The 17,684-nt window shown below is 68.3% G+C and carries 20 protein-coding genes and 5 pseudogenes; 15 read left to right on the top strand and 10 right to left on the bottom strand.

All coding sequences use genetic code 11. The features are described 5' to 3' along the window. Positions 1 to 109: 109 nt before the first annotated feature. Both IE318_RS11725 and IE318_RS11720 read right to left on the bottom strand, forming a co-directional pair. A pseudogene (locus tag IE318_RS11725) lies at positions 110 to 731 on the bottom strand (dihydrofolate reductase family protein). 410 nt (positions 732 to 1,141) lie between these two features. Beyond that, complete coding sequence (locus IE318_RS11720) at positions 1,142 to 1,405, bottom strand: Ku family protein (RefSeq protein ID WP_189899375.1); 264 nt, start codon at positions 1,403 to 1,405, stop codon at positions 1,142 to 1,144. Positions 1,406 to 1,975: 570 nt separating this feature from the next. Between IE318_RS11720 and IE318_RS11715 the strand changes: the two genes are divergently transcribed. Continuing rightward, positions 1,976 to 2,995: a glycoside hydrolase family 11 protein gene (locus IE318_RS11715; RefSeq protein ID WP_189899373.1), complete on the top strand. Its 1,020-nt coding sequence runs from the start codon at positions 1,976 to 1,978 to the stop codon at positions 2,993 to 2,995. A gap of 340 nt (positions 2,996 to 3,335) precedes the next feature. After that, positions 3,336 to 3,500, top strand: a complete 165-nt coding sequence (locus tag IE318_RS11710; protein WP_189899370.1) for an STAS domain-containing protein — start codon at positions 3,336 to 3,338, stop codon at positions 3,498 to 3,500. Positions 3,501 to 3,709: 209 nt separating this feature from the next. On the opposite strand, the gene IE318_RS11705 is transcribed toward IE318_RS11710, so the two are convergent. After that, positions 3,710 to 4,306, bottom strand: a complete 597-nt coding sequence (locus tag IE318_RS11705) for a TetR/AcrR family transcriptional regulator (RefSeq protein WP_189899368.1) — start codon at positions 4,304 to 4,306, stop codon at positions 3,710 to 3,712. Between the two features lie 109 nt (positions 4,307 to 4,415). On the opposite strand from IE318_RS11705, the gene IE318_RS11700 reads away from it, so the two are divergent. Together IE318_RS11700 and IE318_RS11695 are read left to right on the top strand one after the other, a co-directional pair. After that, a complete protein-coding gene (locus IE318_RS11700; RefSeq protein ID WP_189899366.1) occupies positions 4,416 to 4,853 on the top strand; it encodes a nuclear transport factor 2 family protein in 438 nt (145 codons plus the stop codon). A gap of 182 nt (positions 4,854 to 5,035) precedes the next feature. After that, entirely contained in the window at positions 5,036 to 5,602 is a 567-nt protein-coding gene (locus IE318_RS11695) for an alpha/beta hydrolase (RefSeq protein ID WP_229903467.1), read from the top strand. 35 nt (positions 5,603 to 5,637) lie between these two features. Here IE318_RS11695 and istB read toward each other — a convergent pair. Next, positions 5,638 to 6,282, bottom strand: a pseudogene (gene istB, locus IE318_RS11690) (IS21-like element helper ATPase IstB); the annotation flags it as partial. Here istB and IE318_RS11685 point away from each other — a divergent pair. Continuing rightward, a pseudogene (locus IE318_RS11685) lies at positions 6,275 to 6,580 on the top strand (hypothetical protein); the annotation flags it as partial. The pseudogenes istB and IE318_RS11685 overlap by 8 nt on opposite strands. A gap of 43 nt (positions 6,581 to 6,623) precedes the next feature. Here the strand turns inward: IE318_RS11685 and IE318_RS11680 are convergent. Then, complete coding sequence (locus IE318_RS11680; protein WP_229903466.1) at positions 6,624 to 7,535, bottom strand: LysR substrate-binding domain-containing protein; 912 nt, start codon at positions 7,533 to 7,535, stop codon at positions 6,624 to 6,626. A 72-nt stretch (positions 7,536 to 7,607) separates the two neighbouring features. On the opposite strand from IE318_RS11680, the gene IE318_RS11675 reads away from it, so the two are divergent. The 6 genes from IE318_RS11675 (at position 7,608) to IE318_RS11655 (ending at position 11,482) form a co-directional block, all read left to right on the top strand. Continuing rightward, positions 7,608 to 8,039: a YybH family protein gene (locus IE318_RS11675; protein WP_189899360.1), complete on the top strand. Its 432-nt coding sequence runs from the start codon at positions 7,608 to 7,610 to the stop codon at positions 8,037 to 8,039. A 23-nt stretch (positions 8,040 to 8,062) separates the two neighbouring features. After that, the gene (locus IE318_RS11670) at positions 8,063 to 8,494 is read left to right on the top strand and encodes an SDR family oxidoreductase (protein WP_189899357.1); all 432 of its coding nucleotides are present in this window, start codon (positions 8,063 to 8,065) and stop codon (positions 8,492 to 8,494) included. A gap of 91 nt (positions 8,495 to 8,585) precedes the next feature. Then, positions 8,586 to 9,059, top strand: coding sequence for a hypothetical protein (locus tag IE318_RS11665; protein ID WP_189899355.1), 474 nt, complete (start codon positions 8,586 to 8,588; stop codon positions 9,057 to 9,059). After that, positions 9,052 to 10,710: a multicopper oxidase family protein gene (locus IE318_RS11660; RefSeq protein WP_229903465.1), complete on the top strand. Its 1,659-nt coding sequence runs from the start codon at positions 9,052 to 9,054 to the stop codon at positions 10,708 to 10,710. The genes IE318_RS11665 and IE318_RS11660 overlap by 8 nt, the downstream gene beginning before the upstream one ends. Before the next feature lie 143 nt (positions 10,711 to 10,853). Further along, on the top strand, positions 10,854 to 11,000 hold the full coding sequence (locus tag IE318_RS44830) for a hypothetical protein (protein WP_229903464.1): 147 nt from the start codon (positions 10,854 to 10,856) through the stop codon (positions 10,998 to 11,000). Beyond that, on the top strand, positions 10,997 to 11,482 hold the full coding sequence (locus IE318_RS11655) for an LUD domain-containing protein (protein ID WP_229903463.1): 486 nt from the start codon (positions 10,997 to 10,999) through the stop codon (positions 11,480 to 11,482). Before IE318_RS44830 ends, IE318_RS11655 begins: the two co-directional genes overlap by 4 nt. A gap of 278 nt (positions 11,483 to 11,760) precedes the next feature. Here the strand turns inward: IE318_RS11655 and IE318_RS11650 are convergent, their stop codons facing one another. Then, complete coding sequence (locus IE318_RS11650) at positions 11,761 to 12,234, bottom strand: MarR family winged helix-turn-helix transcriptional regulator (protein WP_189899353.1); 474 nt, start codon at positions 12,232 to 12,234, stop codon at positions 11,761 to 11,763. A 68-nt stretch (positions 12,235 to 12,302) separates the two neighbouring features. Between IE318_RS11650 and IE318_RS11645 the strand changes: the two genes are divergently transcribed. Beyond that, the gene (locus tag IE318_RS11645; protein ID WP_189899351.1) at positions 12,303 to 12,869 is read left to right on the top strand and encodes a YbhB/YbcL family Raf kinase inhibitor-like protein; all 567 of its coding nucleotides are present in this window, start codon (positions 12,303 to 12,305) and stop codon (positions 12,867 to 12,869) included. A 62-nt stretch (positions 12,870 to 12,931) separates the two neighbouring features. Here IE318_RS11645 and IE318_RS11640 read toward each other — a convergent pair whose 3' ends face one another. Both IE318_RS11640 and IE318_RS11635 read right to left on the bottom strand, forming a co-directional pair. Beyond that, positions 12,932 to 13,390, bottom strand: a complete 459-nt coding sequence (locus IE318_RS11640) for a hypothetical protein (RefSeq protein WP_189899348.1) — start codon at positions 13,388 to 13,390, stop codon at positions 12,932 to 12,934. 6 nt (positions 13,391 to 13,396) lie between these two features. After that, a complete protein-coding gene (locus tag IE318_RS11635) occupies positions 13,397 to 14,080 on the bottom strand; it encodes an ISAs1 family transposase (RefSeq protein WP_189899346.1) in 684 nt (227 codons plus the stop codon). Positions 14,081 to 14,483: 403 nt separating this feature from the next. On the opposite strand from IE318_RS11635, the gene IE318_RS11630 reads away from it, so the two are divergent. Next, positions 14,484 to 14,867, top strand: coding sequence for a hypothetical protein (locus IE318_RS11630; protein ID WP_229903462.1), 384 nt, complete (start codon positions 14,484 to 14,486; stop codon positions 14,865 to 14,867). 267 nt (positions 14,868 to 15,134) lie between these two features. Here the strand turns inward: IE318_RS11630 and IE318_RS11625 are convergent. Next, a pseudogene (locus IE318_RS11625) lies at positions 15,135 to 15,548 on the bottom strand (transposase); the annotation flags it as partial. Positions 15,549 to 15,555: 7 nt separating this feature from the next. On the opposite strand from IE318_RS11625, the pseudogene IE318_RS11620 reads away from it, so the two are divergent. Further along, a pseudogene (locus IE318_RS11620) lies at positions 15,556 to 15,786 on the top strand (transposase); the annotation flags it as partial. 136 nt (positions 15,787 to 15,922) lie between these two features. On the opposite strand, the gene IE318_RS11615 reads toward IE318_RS11620, so the two are convergent. Then, entirely contained in the window at positions 15,923 to 16,876 is a 954-nt protein-coding gene (locus IE318_RS11615; protein WP_189899339.1) for a MerR family transcriptional regulator, read from the bottom strand. Positions 16,877 to 16,939: 63 nt separating this feature from the next. Here IE318_RS11615 and IE318_RS11610 point away from each other — a divergent pair, with 63 nt between their 5' ends. Then, entirely contained in the window at positions 16,940 to 17,275 is a 336-nt protein-coding gene (locus tag IE318_RS11610; protein WP_189899337.1) for a hypothetical protein, read from the top strand. Positions 17,276 to 17,684: the final 409 nt, after the last annotated feature.

Below are 17,684 nucleotides of genomic sequence, written 5' to 3'. Positions count from 1 at the left end.
GAGAACGCTCAACTTTCGATGAGACAGGACACCGGTGTCCTGTGCCGTCGAACTTCGAGTGAGTGTCGTCGAACTTTGAGCGGTAGTTGTGAGCGACACCGCCCTTCTCTCAGGACAGCACGCGATAGGTCACGTGTGTGACCGAGTCCGCTGCTCTCGACTCCACCTGCTCAAGATTCAGTGACGGCACGCCGTCGAACAGCCGTGTGCCGGCGCCGAGTGTGAACGGCACAATGTGTAGCCGCAGCTCGTCGATCAAGCCTGCGGCGAGGTACTGGTTGATGGTGGTCGCGCCCCCGTGGATCGACACGTTGCGCTCCCCCGCCGCCTCGCGAGCCTGCCGCAGTGCGGATTCGATGCCGTCGGTGACGAAGTAGAACGTGGTGCCGCCGTCCATCGGTTGCGGGTCGCGCGGGTGGTGGGTGAGCACGAAGACCGGTGCGTGGTACGGCGGATTGTCGCCCCACCAGCCCTTCCACTGTCGATCCCACGCGCCGCGTACGGGGCCGAACATGTTGCGCCCCATGATGAAGGCGCCGACCGCCGCCAGCCGGTCGAGCTCGGCCTGCCGCTGCTCCGGGGTTTTCGAACATCCAGGCGTGCAGCCTGTCGCCCCAGCCATCACCAGCGTCGTCGCCGAACGGGCGCTGCTCGGTCTGGTCGAGCCCGGCCGAGTACCCGTCGACGGAGATCGAGAGGTCGCATGTCACCCTGCCCAAACGTTTGGTCACTGTGCCGTCCTCTTGGTGGCGATCTTCCGTCGCCTTCGCGGTGAGCAGTCTTCCGTTCATCGCTGGGGTAGACCGTTCCGGGCCCGCGAACTCATCGCGCGGCCGTATCGCCGTTCCCGGCGCCACCCAGCTTGCCCGCGACCCTTGACGCTGTGCTCAAACTTCGACGACACGAACTCGCGTCCGTCAAGGTTCGATGGCACGCGATCAAGGTTCGGTGCCACGGGACAACCTGTGACCTCTCTCAGGGAACGTTGAGCGTTGTCACCGAACATTGAGTACGAGATCGCTGCTGGTCAGAAGCCTGTTGAGCCCTCGGGGCGCGTGCTCGCGGCGAGTCAGCACGCGGCGGAAGTCGCGACGGCCGCCGCGGTCGCCGCTCGGCGCAACGCTTTGACCAGCGCGCTTAATCATCGGTGAGAAAGAGTGCTGGTCACCAGCCTTCGTCGAGAATCGCTCAGCCTTCGCTGCGAGCGATCAACCGGCCCCCTTGGCAGCAGCACCCGCCCCGGCTCGGCCTCCGGCTCCGGCGCGGCCGACGACTCGCGGTGCTCACGCTTGGCCTCGATCACCTGCTCCAGCGCCTCGGTGTAGTGATCGACGAAGTCCGCACCCTCGAGAGCATCAACGGCCATCGTGTCCATCAGCGCCAGGGCACCCTCGTCCTCGCCCACCTCCACCGGCGGCGGCAGCAGCTCGGCCGGGTTGCGGACCTCGGCCGGGAGATGCCGTGGCTCCCGACCGTCCCGTTTTCGACGAACCCCTTCGCGCTCACCGCTGCACCCCCGGATCGTAGCCCGTCGCCGCACCTGCCTCGTCCCACGTCGCGGCGCACCGTCCTCGATGTTGCCGCACCGCAACGACCGAAGCAAGACTCGAAACTTTCGACATGGGGAGCATCTACCGGTCCGTCAAATCTGCGTGGTCGCATAGCAGTTGATCGTCGAGAACGGGTGAGCAGCAAGAATCATCCTCTGACCAGGTGTTATGCGTCGTCAGTAAACCGTCTGCCGCGTAGAAAGTTTCGAAACTTCTACCGAAAGTGTTGACACCCCGGGGCGGCGGTCCAGACTGTTCGCCATCGCCGGTGCTCAGTCGCCGGTGATCCGGGCCGCACGCTGACCCGGTTTCCGGCCGCATTGCTCTTGGCGGTCGGAAGTGTCATGCCCATGTCCTGGCCAACGGTGACGGCCACGGGGCGATGGCGCGCGGCACCCCCACACCCGCACTAGGAGGAACACTCCATGAAAACGCTGACCCACGAGATGCGCCGCAGACGCGGCCTCGTGGCCGCCCTCCGAGGGCTTGTTGCCACGGCGGTGGCGGTCGTGGTGGCCTTCGCGCTGCCCGGCGCGGCCCAGGCCGACACGACCATCAGCTCGAACGGCACCGGTACCAACAACGGCTACTTCTACTCGTTCTGGGAGCAGTCCAGCGGCGCCACCATGACCCTGGGGTCGGGCGGAAACTACAGCCTGACCTGGAACACGGGCTCGCAGAACGTCGTCGCCGGCAAGGGCTGGAACCCGGGCAATTCTGCCAACCCCGTCACCTACTCGGGCACGTGGAACTGCAACGGCAACTGCTACCTGTCGCTGTACGGCTGGTTCCAGAACCCGCTGGTCGAGTGGTACATCGTCGACAACTACGGCAGCTACAACCCGAGCTCGGGCGCGACCAAGCTGGGTTCGGTCAGCAGCGACGGCAGCACGTACGACCTGTACAAGACGACCCGTACCAACGCTCCGTCCATCGAGGGCAACAGCTCGACGTTCGACCAGTACTGGGCGATCCGCCAGGCGAAGCGCACCGGCGGCACCATCACCGTGGCGAACATCTTCAACGCCTGGAAGAGCCACGGTCTGACCCTCGGCACCCCTAACTACGAGATCCTGGCCACCGAGGGCTACCAGAGCAGCGGCAGCTCCAACATCACCGTCGGCAGCAGCAGCGGTGGCAGCACCGGTGGCGGCAGCACTCCGCCTCCGAGCGGCGGTGGCGGCTGCACCGTGAACGTCACGGCCGGGGACTCGTGGAGCGACCGGTACAACCTCAATGTCTCGGTCTCCGGCTCCAGCACCTGGAAGGTGACAGCCAAGGTCCCGTCCCCCGAGAAGGTCAGCGCGACCTGGAACGTCAACGCGTCCTACCCCGACGCTCAGACGCTTGTCGCCACGCCCAACGGCAACGGCAACAACTGGGGCCTGACGATCATGAAGAACGGCAGCACCACCTGGCCGACGTTCTCCTGCAGCACCAGCTGAACCACCGCTGATGCGCCGTTGAACCGGCAATGACCGATGCGGAAACGAGGGGTGGGTACCGGAATTGCGGTACCCACCCCTTCGCGCGCGGCTCGTCATGCGGAGCACGGGCGAGGAGCCGCTCGCGACAACAGCACATGCCAGGGGGCGGCCGGAACACCGGCCGCCCCTTCCCATCCTGTTCGGCTGCGCTCGCCCCGCTCGCCGATCAGGAGGCTCTGCGATCCGCGGGTTGCGGATCGGTCCGCGGGTTGCGCGGATCAGAAGGTCCTGCGCATCAGGACGCCGTGCAGCTCAGCGTCGGGGTCGCGGACGAGCCGCTGCCCTGGAGACCGAAGCCGTGGAGCCCTTCGCCGCACTCCATGGGCTGGGCATGATCGTGGCGATCACCAAGCGCATCCGCAGCCGCGAGGGCTCCCTACGTCTGACGCTCGCCCCGGCCACCATCGCCAAGATCTTCAACGGCAAGATCACCAACTGGACGACGAGGCGATCAAGAAGCTGAACCCACGCGACGATCGCCGACAACGAGGAACGGTTCGCGGCGATCCTGACGCCACCACCGGGCAGGTCGCGGAACGTGGAGATCGGGCGTTGTGCGGTGGCGCGGGTGGGCGGCTTGATCTGGGACCACCGCTGGCAGAGGTGTAGAGCGGCGAGCGCCCGATCGGATCTCAACGCGTGCGGTGATCTCCAGCTCGTCGAGCGAGCGCGTCATGCCGTATTCCCGTGGGCGTGGGCGTGGTGTGGGAGCAGGCAGTCGAAGACGAGCCCCGCCAGCCTCCTGGGCCTCTCACTCGTGCCGCGTCGGCGGCCGGCCGTCAGCGCGGCCACGACGATGGCCTGCACGTCTGCTGCGTCCACGTCGTCGCGCACCGCCCCGGCCTGCTGGGCGCGGGAGAGGAGCGCGCCGAACAACTCGCGAAGCTGTGCCGCCAGTTCCTCTGCCTCGACGCCCATGGGGTCGCCCGCCGCAGTGATGGCCTCGGTCAGGTCCTGCTTCGCATCGGCCTCGGCGGTCATCCGGGCCAGAAAGGCGAAGAACGCCGGCCCGGCATCCGCCTCAGCCAGGGCGGCGCGGGCGTCGAGCGTCAGCTGCTCCAGGTGCTCGCGCACGACGGCCTCGAACAGCGCCTCCTTGGTGGGGAAGTGACGGTGGACTGTGCCCGGCCCGACCCCGGCCCGCCTCGCGATCTCGTCCAGCGGGACCGCGAGGCCCTCGGCGGCGAAGGCTGCGCGGGCGGTCTGCAGGATGCGCTCCCGGTTGCGGCGTGCGTCGGCGCGCAAGGGGCGCTGTCGCTCGGTGGTCAAGTGCCCTCCAGGGACGGGGGTTTGGAGCATTGATAACCGGGGCCTGCGCCCCGTATGTTCAACCACGTAACTGGGGCAATCGCCCCGGTTACATCGAGAGGAGTGTCCCATGACCGCTGCAGCACCGTCTGAAGTCCTCCAGCATTTCCTCCGTCTGACCGCCGACGGCCCCAGCGAGGCGATGGCCGACCCGTTCACCACGGACGCCGTCTTCGAGACGCCCTACCTGCCGCCGGGCGCACCCGTGCAGGAGCCGGGACGGGACGCCTTCCGGGCCCACCTGCAAGAAGGGGCAAAGCTGCAGAAGTTCACGGCCGTGGACCACGTCCAGGTGCACGAGACGACCGATCCCGAACTCGTCGTCGCCGACTACCGCCTCCACGGCCGCGTCCTGGCCACCGGGAAGCAGTTCGCCTTCGACATGGTGATGTTCGCCCGCATCCGAGACGGACTGATCACCTGGTCGCGCATCTACTCCAACCCGCTCGACGGGGCGATCGCCTTCGACGCGGCCGAGGGGCTGCTCGCCGCGATCACGGCTGCATAGCCCCTCGTTCCTGCTGATCGCAGGCGATCACTTGGTCCCGTTGTGTCGACGGTCGCGTAATTCCCCAGGGTTCATGGTCACGTAATTCCCAACGTGGTGGTTGTGGCGACGTTCGAGCACCGGGAGTCACGTGATCTAGTGACTAGTAGTCTGCGGCCATGCCTGATCCCGTCCCCTTCGCCATGCCCACCCGTTTCGACGGAGGCCGAGATCGCGTCGCAGTTGTCGTTCCAGGTGTCGGTTACTCGCCTGCCCGGCCGCTGCTGCACTTCGCCCGGAGCGTCCTGCTCCAGCACGGCTGGACGGTCCAGGAGCTGTGGTGGCAGATCCCCGATGGGTTCGCGCAGTTCACGGTGGACGATCGGATCGCATGGGTGGAACGGCAGGTCGCCGAGGCCATCGAAGCAGAGGCGGGGGCTTGTCGGCTCGTCGTCGGCAAGTCCCTGGGCTCCCTCGCCTGCGGCATCACAGCCGACAGCAACATCCCGGCAGCATGGCTCACCCCGGTCCTGACCATCAACCACGTTGCCGCGGCTCTCCGGCGAACCATGGAGCCGACCCTCCTCATCGGTGGGAGCGCCGACAAGCTCTGGGATTCACGCATTGCTGCGTCCCTGCGACACGACGTCCTGGAAGTGCCCTCGGCGGACCATGGCCTGGAGCTTGCGGACGATGCCGCAGGATCGGTTGACGTCCTGCGGCAAGTCGTCTCTCGGCTGGACCGCTTCATCGGCTCGCTCGACCGCTGAGGGCATGTGACAAGATCGGCTCGGGCGAGTTCCGATTAGCAGCTGCGGGTGGTGTCCGGCTTGCCGGTGGGGCCCTTGGGTCGCTTGTCGGGGCGGTAGCTGGGGCCATTCATGATGGTCTGGTGACTGGAGTTGATGAGTCGGTCCAGCAGGGACTCGGCGACGACCGGGTTGGGGAAGAGGGGATACCAATCGCTGTGCGCCCGGTTGCTGGTGATGATCAGGGACCGGCCCTGTCGTTCGGAGACGAGTTCGTAGAGGTCATCGGCTTGGGATGCGGACAGCTGGCGCATGGCGAAGTCGTCGAGGATGAGCAGGTCCGGGCGGATGAGTTCGCGGATGCGTCGGTCCCAGGTGCGGTCCGCGTGGCCGCCGGCGAGCTCGGCGAGGATGCGGCTGGTCTTGGCGAAGTGGACGTTCGCGCCCTGACGGACGGCCTGGTGGCCGAGGGCCTGGGCGACGTGCGTCTTCCCGACGCCAACGGGGCCGAACAGAATGACGGACTCACCGGAGTGGAGCCAGCGCACGGCGGCCAGGTCGCGGATCTGGGCGGCCGACAGCTTCGGGGAGGCGTTGAAATCGAAGCCCTCAAGGGTGGCCTGCTGCTCGAACTTGGCCTTGCGCAGGCGGCGTTCGAGCGCGACGCTCTCGCGTCGGGTGATCTCGTCGTGGCACAGTAGGGCCGCACAGCTCGACGACGGTGAGCCGGAGGTGGACCGCGCCGACATCACCGTCGCGCTGAGCCTCGTCCCGCTGGTTCGCGGAGAGATGGACGAACTGGAAACCGGACTCCTCCAGATGGCACGTGGCCGCGGCATGACTTGGCAAGAGATCGCCTTCGGCCTCGGGCCCGGCACTCCGCAAGCAGCCGGACAGCGATACGAACGCCTTGCCAGCCGCGGCACACCCGACGCGGAAGGCCCGGAACAGGAAGGGTTCGGCCCCTGGCTTGCGCGCCGGCCAGGGGCCGGGCTCTGAGGACGTGGCGCCCGAGCGCACGCCGACGCTCCGCGCCATGGCGTCAGCCGACGCTGGATTGCTCGCCTTGGGGTGCGCCGGTTGTCCAGTCCCAGCGGGTGATCATGGTGCGCATCAGGCGGGCGGCGGTTGACAGGTGGCTGTCGGCACCCCAGTAGAGCGTGACGGTACGGCGGCAGTGGGCGCTGTCGACGGTGATCCAGGAGACGGGGGCGTGCGGGGCGGTGCGGCGGGCGAACGCGGGGACCAGGCCGATACCGAGTCCGGCGCTGATCAGGCCGGCGATGGCGCTGTGTTCGTCGCTTTCGCAGACGATGTGGGGGGTGAGGCCGTGGGCGGCGAACAGACGGTCGAGCAGCCGACGCAGCCAATGCCCCTGGCGGGCGGTGATGAAGGGCTGGTCGGCGAGTTCCTCGACGGTCACCGTCGTGCGACCGGCGAGCGGATGGCCGAGCGGTACGACCACTGACACCGGTTCGTCGAACAGGTGCGCCGATTGCAGGCCTTCCGCGTGGATCGGCTGCGAGGCGACGCACAGATCGACGTCCTGGGCGCGCAGGCGGCGGGCCATGTCCTCCGACGACGACCATTGGAGCTCGATCTCGAGGGCAGGATGCTCGCGCTTGAACGCCGCCAGCGGCCCGGTGAGCGTGAGGAAGGTCTCCGACGCGAGTCGCACGCCGCCCAGGCCCTCGCTGGTGGCCTCGGCGACGGCGCGTCGACCGGCGTCGAGTTCGCCGAGGGCGCGTTCGACGTGATCGCGGAAGAGCTTGCCGGCGTCGTTCAACCGGAGCCGTCCGCTCCGATCGAACAGCGGCACCCCCACGTCACTCTCCAAACGGGCGATGGTGCGGCTCAGTGACGGCTGGGCCACGCGCAACTCGTCGGCGGCCCGGCTCAGGTGCTCCAGTCGCGCCACCACCAAGAACTGCCGAAGTGAGTTCAGCTCCATCATGCCCCCACCGACATAACGTCATAGCAATATTAATCTTAGACAGCATAACTCGCGGGTCATAGTGTCCAGGGCATGGGAAACCACGAGGAAGATGCGATCCGTCGCCGGATCGACGCGATCGTCCAAGCAATCGGCTCCAAGGATCTCGAGGGCCTGAAGCAGGTCTACGCCGTGGACGTCGTGTCCTACGACATCGACCCGCCACTTCAGCGCGTCGGGATCGAGGCGAAGCTCAGGAACTGGGCGAACGTGTTCACGGTCTTCGACCGCGTGACGTACGAAGTGCGCGATCTGGCCGTCGTGCTCAGCGACGACCTCGCCTTCGGATACGCCTTCGCCCGCCTCAGCGGAACGCTGAAGAACGGGACGGCGACGAACGGCATGTGGGTCCGGGTCACCTACTGCTTCTGCAAGACCGATGGCGCCTGGCTAATCACCCACGACCACGTCTCCGTGCCGCTGGACGTCCGCAGCGGCAACGGCGTCGTCGACCTCGAGCCCTGAGCCGGAACGGGAGGACTCTCATCATGTTCCTGGTCACCGGCGGCACTGGAAACGTCGGCGCCAACGTCGTGCGTGAACTTCTCGACGCGGGCGAGGAAGTACGTGTCCTGAGCCGCGAACCAGGTGACCGTTCCTTCCCGGACGGCGTCGAGGCCGTGCCCGGCGACCTGACCCGGCCGGAATCACTGCCGGCGGCGCTGTCCGGCGTCGAGCGGGCGTTCCTGATGTCCCCGGCCTTCGCCGGCGTGGGCGGTTTCCTCGGCGCGGCGCGGCGAGCTGGTCTGCGGCATGTCGTGGTGTTGTCCTCGGCGAGCGTCCTGGCCGAGACCGCCGGATTCGTCGGCGAACAGCACCAGCGCCTGGATGCGGTCGAGGAGATCACCGGGCGACAGGCCTTCACCTACGCGCAGTGGGCCGCGCACCGCGCGGCAGCCTTCGACCCGGCAATGGTCTGACGGTCACCACAGCGGATCGCACCCCGGCTCCCCCTCCCGGGGCCCGATCGTCCCATCGACCGAATCGAGAACGGAATCAGGAGGGCGCCTCATGGCGACCACAGCCGAGCACATCGGCCGGGCCCGCGCCGATGCCGCGCACCGGATGAGCCCTGCCGGGCGGGTGCTGCGGGGCATTGTCAGCGCGCACATGGTGGCGATCTTCGGGCAACCCGTGTTCGCCGGCATCTATCTCAGCGGCGACTTCGACGGCCTGCGCTGGCACCAGGTCGGCGCCAACGTCGTCACATCACTCGGCTACCTACAGCTCATAGCGGCGATCGTGGTCTGGGTCCGGCTGCGTCTGGCCTGGCCGTGCCTGTCCACACTGGCCTTGGTGGCGGCCGAGACGGTGCAGTACTTCGCCGGGATGGACGGGGTGCTGTGGCTGCACCTTCCGCTGGGGGTGGTGACCGTCGTCGGGATCGTCGTGCAGTTCATCGCCGTGTGGATCCGGCCGATCGGGCCGACCATATCGACCGGCCCGGCCACGCCGACCACCGGTGAGGAGGACGACAGTGAGTGAGAACCCTGGAATACCCAGGCGGCGGCTGCTGGGTATCGGCGGCGCACTCGGGCTGACAGCGGCCACCGGGCTGTCGACCGCGGCCGCGCTGTCCCGCCGCCCGGCGGTCACCGGCGCCGAGTTGCGCAGCGCTCTTCCGCTGCCGCCCGCGTACCGCGCGCCGTTGCCGCTTCCCTCGGTGCTGAAGCCGGTGAGTACGGCCGGCGGCGTCAACCGGTATCAGGTGACGCAGAGCGAGACGAAGGTGGAGATCCTGCCCGGTGTCAGGACACCGATGTGGACATACGGGGGGACGTTCCCCGGGCCGACGATCGAGGCGCGGCGCGGTCGGCCGATCACCATCACGCACCGCAACGAACTCCCCGTCCCCACGGTCGTGCACCTGCACGGCGGACGGAACACGCCGAACTCCGACGGGTATCCGACCGATCTCGTCCTGCCCGATGGCTGGCCGGACCCGACCGGAGGCACGTCGGCCACACATCGGATGCCTGGCATGCCAGGGATGAACGGCATGGACTCCATGGCCGACCCGAGCATGACCGGCATGGCCGGGATGCGCGACCCGCGAGCGGTGGTGACCAGGCTGACCCGGGACTACACGTTCCCGACGGAGCAGCGGCCGACGATGCTGTGGTACCACGACCACCGGATGGACTTCACCGCACCCGCCATCTGGCGGGGACTGGCAGGGCTGCATTTCGTGCGTGACCACGCGGAAGAGACGCTCGGCCTGCCCGCCGGTCCGCGTGAGCTGCCGCTGATGATCGCCGACCGCGCGTTCGACGGTTCCGGCAACCTTCAATACCCCGCCCGCGACCCCACCCTGCGAGACCGGCCGGGAGTCCGTGAGTCCTTCCTCGCCGGAGTCCTCGGCGACGTCATCCTGGTCAACGGTGCCCCCTGGCCACTGCACGAGGTCGACGCCGCCCGCTACCGGCTGCGCATCCTCAACGCCTCCAATGCCAGGCACTATGAGCTGGAAGCCGTCACCGACGACGGACGGCGACTCGACCTCGTCCAGATCGGCGCCGACCAGGGCCTGCTGGCGGCGCCGGTCACCCACAGGACCCTGCCGATCGCCCCAGCCGAACGCTACGACCTGATCGTCGACTTCGCGCAGGTCCCCGTCGGCGGCCTCGTGCGCCTGCGCAACCGGCTCGGCTCCGGCCGCACCCGCGACGTGATGGCCTTCCGCGTCGTCCGCAAAGCCGCCGACGGCAGCCACATCCCGCCCGTCCTCGCACGCGACCTGCCGTCCTTGCGCCGGTCGGATGCGGTCCGGGTACGCGAGTTCGCCTTCCGCGCAGGGCACATGCACGGCCGCCACGGCTGGCTGGTCGGCGGACGGCCGTTCGACCCGGCCCGCACCGACGTGACCGTCCGCCTGGGCGACATCGAGGTATGGCGGCTGATCGCCGACGTCCACCACCCCGTCCACCTGCATCTGGTCGGCTTCCAGGTGCTCTCCCGCGGTGGCAGGCAACCGCTCGCGCACGACGCGGGCCTGAAGGACACCATCTCGCTGCGGCCCGGCGAATCGGCGGAGATCATCACCCGCTTCGACGGCTACCGCGGCCGCTACCTCTTCCACTGCCACAACGCGGAACACGAAGACATGGGGATGATGGCCAACCTCGAGATCAGCTGACCCGTCGGCGCCCTCACCAGTCGTTGGCGAGCGCCGCCACGAGGTGTGCATCGACCCACCGGCAGTTTCACAACGGCGTCTGCCGTTTCGTCCCTTCTTACCGATGAAGACCCCAGCACGCCATCCAGCGCACAGGAGACATCATGACCACCCCGATCCCGACGCCCCCGTTCACCGAACCTGCGCCCGTGCAGCGCCTGGAGCGGGCGGCCGCCGCGCTGACCGAACACGGCTTCGTCGTCGAGATCCTCGATGATGTCCCGCCGCGCGAGCCCGCATCCAAGAGTTGATCCCCGAGGGCGCCGCTGTGTTCACCGGGGCCAGCGAAACGCTACGCCTGTCCGGAATCGACGACGACATCAACACCAGCGGGCGGTACGACTCCGTCAAAGCACGCGGGGTACGCATGGATCGGGCCACCCAACGCAATGACATTTGGCGGGCGCTGTCGGTCCCCGACTTCATCGTGGGCAGCGTCGCTGCGGTCACCGAAACCGGGTCCCTGGTGGCCGGCTCCGCCAGCGGAAGCCAACTGCCCGGCTACGTCGGCGCCGCAGCCCGCGCGATCTGGGTCGTCGGCGCGCAGAAGATCGTTCCCGACCTGCCCTCCGCGCTGCGCCGCGTCGAGGAGCACTGCCTGCCGCTGGAAAACAAGCGCGCCAAGAAGGCATACGGGAAGCCCAGCGCCCTCAACCGCGTGCTCATCCTCAACGCCGAAACCGAACCCGGGCGCGGCACCGTCCTGCTGCTCCGCGAGGCCATCGGATTCTGAAGCCCCCAGGACATTGCGGAGGAGGCTCAGTCACGGCAGCTGTAGTTCTTGATCACGGTTGGTCGTGACGGTGGTGTCGTTGCTGGTGGCAGGCGGCCGCGACGGCTTGGTGACGGCGTCGCCAGGCGGTCCGGTGCAGGATCGTGCTCGCGGTCGCGGACGGTGGCGGCAGCGCGAGGGCTCGCAGGAGCCGGATGGACACAGTGCTGCACAGAGTTGACCGAAAATCGCTGGAGCAATTGTCAAGACCTGTGGATCGGTACTGCTGGGAGAGGCGTTCAGGAGTCGGCGATGGCGGCGAACAATGCCGCGGCCCGGGCGATCACGGCACGGTCCTCGACGTCGAGGGCGTCCAGTCGCGCTTCGAGCCAGGCGTTCCGGCGCGCCTGCGTGGCGCCGCCGAGCCGGTCGCCCTCCTCGGTGGCGCTGAAGAGCACCTTGCGGCGGTCGTCCGGGTCGCGGGAGCGCACGGCGTAACCGGCCGAGGTCAGGCGGTTCACCGTCTGGCTCATCGAGGCGGGCGAGACCCCGCCGCGCTCGCTCAGGGCAGTCAGTGTCTGCGGTCCGCGCTTGTGCAGATGGACAAGTACGTCCAGGGCGACGTCGCCCAGTTCCCCGTCGGGCCGCTCGCTACGGAAGCGGCGGAACAGGCTCCAGACGGCGGCGCGCACCTGTCCGCCGAGGTCGTGGTCCGCGGTCTCGGCGGCGGACCGCTCGGCCGTGGGGTCGTCGCAGGTTGCGCGCTTCTCCATAGCTGCTTAGTATACCTAAAGAATTGTTTCGTATGCCTAATCAATTACCGTAAGGAATTGCCCCAGCCATGCTGGCAAACCCCCTCGGTGTCGCACTGCGCAACCGGCGCGCCGGTCACCACACCCTCGCCTGGGCCCATCCTGACCTGCAGGCCCCGGACAACCTCACGCTGGCCAGCCCCGCCTTCGGCCACGGCGCCCCCATCCCGGCCCGGCATCGCGGCCGCGTGTTCGGCGCGAACGTCTCGCCGGCCCTCGCCTGGACCCCGCCTCCGGCGGGCACCGTCGAGCTCGCGCTCATCGTGCAGGACCCCGACGTCCCTTTCGGTAAGCCGGCCACGCACGGGCTCGCGCTCGGCATCGCCCCGACCCTGACCGGCATCGCGGAGAACGCCCTCGCGAACCCCAGCCCCGTGCCCGGCCTCCGGCTCGGCAAGGGCCCGCTCGGGCGCCGTGGCTACGCCGGACCCATGCCCATCCGGTCGCACGGCCCCCATACCTACGTCTTCCAGATCTTCGCTCTGTCCCGGGCCACAGGACTGCCGGACGGTTTCTCCCTCGACCAGATGCTCACCGCCCTCGCGGGCAATGTCCTCGGGCGAGCACGGCTTGACGGGACCTACGAAGTCTCCTGAGCAACAGTGGCAGCGGGCACCAGGGCTGATTCAAAGTCGTGATGATCATGTGGCGTTGCCGGTCAGGGCAGGCCGATCAGGTTCAGCGGGCGGGTGAAGGGCGTGTAGGAGACCTCGCGCAGGCTGGAGGCGATGCCGCGATGCCCGGCGGTGCGCAGGGTGCTGATCGCGAAGCTGCGCAGCGTGGCCATGCTCTCCGGACCGTGCCCGGTTCGGATCTTCGAGGCGTCCTCGCTGAAGGTGGTGTCTCCGACGTGGTGCACAGCCTCGATACCCCACTGCGAGCGGGCGAGTTGGCCGATGATTTGCGGCGATGCCGCGCGTGCCGGGAGATCGGTGATGGTGTAGACGGTCTCGTGGGTGATCTTGCCGGTCTTGAGGTCGGTGCGGTGCCGGTGGATCTTCGCGGCCTGTGCCACGTGCGGGAAGTTCAGTCCGAGGTCGGTGACGGTGAGGGTGCGCACCGAGCGGGTCTCGCGCCGCCCGTGTCCGCTCTCGCGCTCGTAGCGCCGCGCGGTCACCTGTTTTCACGGCAAGGAGCGCAGCGCATCGTGCAGCGTCGGCCGGTTCCGCTCGACCACGAGCACGTAGTGCGCTTTCTTCTCTTCCACCAGCCACCTGGCGTGGTCGCGGTGGGTGTGCAGGGCGTCGGCGGTCACCACGACGCCAGCCAGGTCGAACGGCGCCAACAGGCGGGTGAAACGGGTGACCTCGGTGGTCTTGTCCGGCACCCGCAGCTGACTGACGGTGCGTCCGCCGGTGAGAACGGCGGAGAGCAGGTGGGCGGCCGGGGCGGCATCGGTGCGCGAGCCGCGGGCGCACTTGCCGTCAACGGCCAGGGTCCGGGCGCCGGCGGGGTCGCATCCGAGCAGGTCGGCGAGCCCGCCGGGACACACCAGGGTCAGGATGCGGCGGATCGTGGAGCCGGATGGTGCGCGGCGCACGCCCAGCGGGCCCGCGGCACGTACGCCGAGGCGGGCCAGGGTGTCCTGCGGCGCATGGCGTGCCCACTGGCCGATGGCCAGATAGGAGCAGGCTCCGGCCGGCACCGCGCAGCAGGCGGTGAGCAGGACTGCCACCAGCGCGTGGCGCCGTCCGCGCCGATCCCGCGGATCGCGAATAACCCCCAGCCGCTCGGCGATGCCGTGCGCGGCGCGCTGGGCGGCGGTGGGCGACTTGGTCAGACAGACAGTGGCAGACTGGCGGCACATCGAAGCTCCGGAAGGCAGGGCGACTTGGCAAGGTCACCCCGTCAACCGGAGCTTCGTTGCGTTCGTGACGGCCTCCCCCCGGATCGTCACACCCCTGCGACCCGCACACTCTCGTGATCACCACGACTTCGAATCAGCCCTGGGCTCTCCTGGGACTCCGCTGACCAGCACGGACGCGTGAACAGTCGGGCACTTGGAAGCCACCCTGCCCCCAACCCCAACTCCCGCCGCAGTACGAGCCTCTGAGCAGCCTGTATGGCAGCTCTGAACGTCGTTGACAAGATCACGACAGGGCCGCAGACTGTGCCTCTCACGCAGGGCATCTCGGAGGGGACCACTCGAAATGGCTCGCACAACAGCAAGGCTCGGCGCACTCGCCGGAACACTCGCTCTCGCAGCCGGCATGACGCTGACGAACGCCGGACCCGCTTCCGCCGCTCCCTCTTTCACCTTCAGTTACTATCCTTACTCCAACGGCGACTACACGATCAACGTCTACAACGACGGCGTGTACGCAGGGTCGGTGGATTGGTACGCGGACCCCCACGGTGTCTACGGTCCCGGAACCGGAGACACCGTTTGTGCGTCGGACTATCTGGCCGACGGTTACGGGATCGAGGCCCATCTGAACGGCACCTTCCGGCAAGCCACGACCGCCGGGCACAACTCTCCGTACACCGACTGCACATCGGGTGACATCGCCGAAGACACCCCGCTGACCCTGCGCGCGTACGTCGTGAAGGGCGGCGAGGTCGCGTATTCGCTGGGGAAGACCGTGTACTCCTGACCGGAGGCCCTGGGGAGTGGAAGCCCCACGCGTGCATCCGCTCGTCGCGGTGCTCGGGGCGGTGCGAACGGTGACGACGGACACGGTCCGGGGCGCCGAGCCGGGCCAGGGTGTCCTGCGGAGCGTTTCGCGCCCGCTGTCCGATGGCCGAGAAGGACCGGGCCCCGCACATTCGCCAGTCCCGATGGCTGGTCGTCGACCGCGCGATGCCGACGCCAGGCCGACTTGACCAGACACACCGTGGGTGGCCTGGGGAAACACCTCCGCAAGCCCCCCACAGGCCCATCGCGCCGTCCCCGACGACGAGCTACGCATCTGCATGCCGCGCCGCCGGCAGTCGCGCAGCAGATCGGCCCAGGACTCGGCCGACTCCCGCAGCCCTTCCGCGAGAGCAATCAGCTCCTTGGTCCCGTCGACGCGCACGCCCATGAGGACCAGGACGCAGGAGTGGGCCCGGCCCAGCCGGACCGTGGGGTGGACGCCGTCGGCCCACGCGTAGACGTAGTCGCTGCCCGACAGGTCACGCTGCTGGAAGACGGCGTGATCGTCCTGCCACTGCTTCGTCAGCCGGGTCACCGTCGCAGACGACAGGCCCGCCGAGGAACCGAGGAACTGCTCCATGGCCGGCACGAAGTCACCGCTGGACAGTCCGTGCAGGTAGAGCAGCGGAAGAACCTCGCTTGGCTCTGCCCTGGGCTTCTGGAAGGCCCTCGCGGAGGTGTTCCCTGACACCCATGAGCAGAGGTGCTGGGTTCACAAGACAGCCGACGTCCTCGACTCCATGCCGAAGTCCGCGCAGCCCGGCACGAAAAAGGCCGTCCAGGACATCTACTACGCCGAGGACCGTGACCACGCGGCACGACCGATCAAGACATTCGAGAAGCTCTACGGTGCGAAGCTCCCCAAGGCGGTCAAAAAAGGCCGTGAACGCGCCCCACTTCGTCGCCCTCGTCCGCGCCGGAGCCCGCTTCGAGGGCGGCCGCCTTGTCGAACGCCCCGAGATCCGCGCGGCCTGATCGAAGCCGCGAGGAGCGGGCCGGCCGCCAGGCGCGGGACTACTCCACGCGGGATGGCTGCCCGGTGCCGGCGCGCAAGGCTTGCGTGAACCACGTGAACACCGGAGCCAGGCTGGGCGGGACGGGCCATCCGTTGATGACGGCGAGCAGATGCCAGTAGCGTTCCGCGCGGGGGTCACCGGCGACCTCCAGGCGTGTCAGCAGCCAGCGGCGCAGGTCGGCGTCGTCAGCGCGGCTGAAGGTCTGCGCATAGCGGGCGGTGAGAGCGTCGATGACGGGTGCGGCCTCGGCCGAGGCTGGGGCGATGCCTGCATCGATCGCGCGGCCGACGCTGTCCCGGACGGTCTCGGTGAGGTCGTGGTGCAAGCCGGTGTGGTCGCTCTGGGCGCGCTCGGCCGCCTGGTACTGCGCCATGCGGCGCACGGCCGCGCGGAAGTCGGGATCCTGGGTGAGCTCGGCAAGTTCCACCCAGGCGTCGACCTGCTCGGGTTCGGGATCGTCCGGCAGCTCTGGCATGGCCGAGCGCATCATGTTGACGAAGTCGGCGTTGGCATCGAGCCCACCGAACGTGTCGTCGATGAAGTCGGTGATCAGGCGTCGGCGTTCGTTGTCGGAAAGCTTGGCGAGCTTGTGCATGAGATCCATCTCCTCGGGGCTGGAGCCACGTTTGGCCACCGCGCGCAGCACAGCGCGCCGCAGTCGCAGCGTGCGGATCTGCACCTCCAGGGCATCGGCGTGTGCGGCAGCAACCTCGGGAACCGAGACCTCCCGATCCAGCAGCTGCCGGATGATGCCAAGGTCGAGCCCCAGGTCACGCAGGGTACGTACCAGATCCAGACGTGTGAGCGCGCCGACGTCGTAGAGCCGGTAGCCAGCCGGGCTGCGGTCTGTCGGCGGCACGATCCCGGTGTCGGAGTAGAACCGGATGGTCTTGACCGTCAGCCCGGTCCGCCGGGCCAGGTCACCGATCGTGAAGAGCGTGTCGCCGTCCATGCCCTCACTCTCTCGCCTCCCCCTACGGGAGACTCAAGCCTCCCTCTCCCCGCTGGTTCAGCAATGCTGACGAAGCGTCCCTCCGACACACACTTCTCGAAGTCGAGCACCCCGGGCGGAGAGAGCCCGCTGGCGTGGGATGACAACAACGCGCTCAACACGCACGCCGTGCTGTTCGACGGCACCAAGACGGCCCTGGTGATCCTCGGCACGGGCGTCGCGCTGGGGGCCGCTGCGATGAAGGCCGCGCCGCACGTCAAGAGCGGGCTGATCAGCCTTAAGTCGAAGTTGCGCCGCCGGGCGGAGGAGACTACCGACGCCGAGGCCCCCGGTCCCCTCCGGGTCGTTGCGGAGGTCGAGCCGGAACAGCCTGACCCCCCTCGACTGCGCGCTGTCTGACCGTCCGGCCAAGCGCCGGCGCGGGCCCGGGTAGAAGTCCAGGTCAAAGCGCTCTCAGGTGCGCGGAGGCTTAGCGCCGGTTTTCGTTCCGATGTTCCTCAACCCCCGTCGCGGCCTGGCTGGGGCGCCGTTGCGAGCGGCGAGCCAGGTGGCAAGCAGCCCGCCACTGGCTTTCGGGTTCGGGCAGTCCTGCACAACCAGCCGGAGTGGCCGGGGTGTTTCGCTGTCATGAAACACCGAGGCCGGGCCGAACGGGTCGTCGTCCTTTGGGAGGCCACGTCGTCCCCCCTCGCCATGGTGTTCGTGAATCTGTTCCGTGCGCCGCTGGGACGGGCGATGAGCTACCCAAAACGCCAAGCAGCTCTTCGACCGCCTGGCAAAGTGGGCCCAGATCGTGGCGCGGCCGCAC

The sequence above is a fragment of the Streptomyces spiralis genome, assembly GCF_014654675.1.
Classification (GTDB): domain Bacteria; phylum Actinomycetota; class Actinomycetes; order Streptomycetales; family Streptomycetaceae; genus Streptomyces; species Streptomyces spiralis.
The sequence above is the reverse complement of the archived record's forward strand: the minus strand, read 5'-3'. Positions and strand labels throughout refer to the sequence as shown.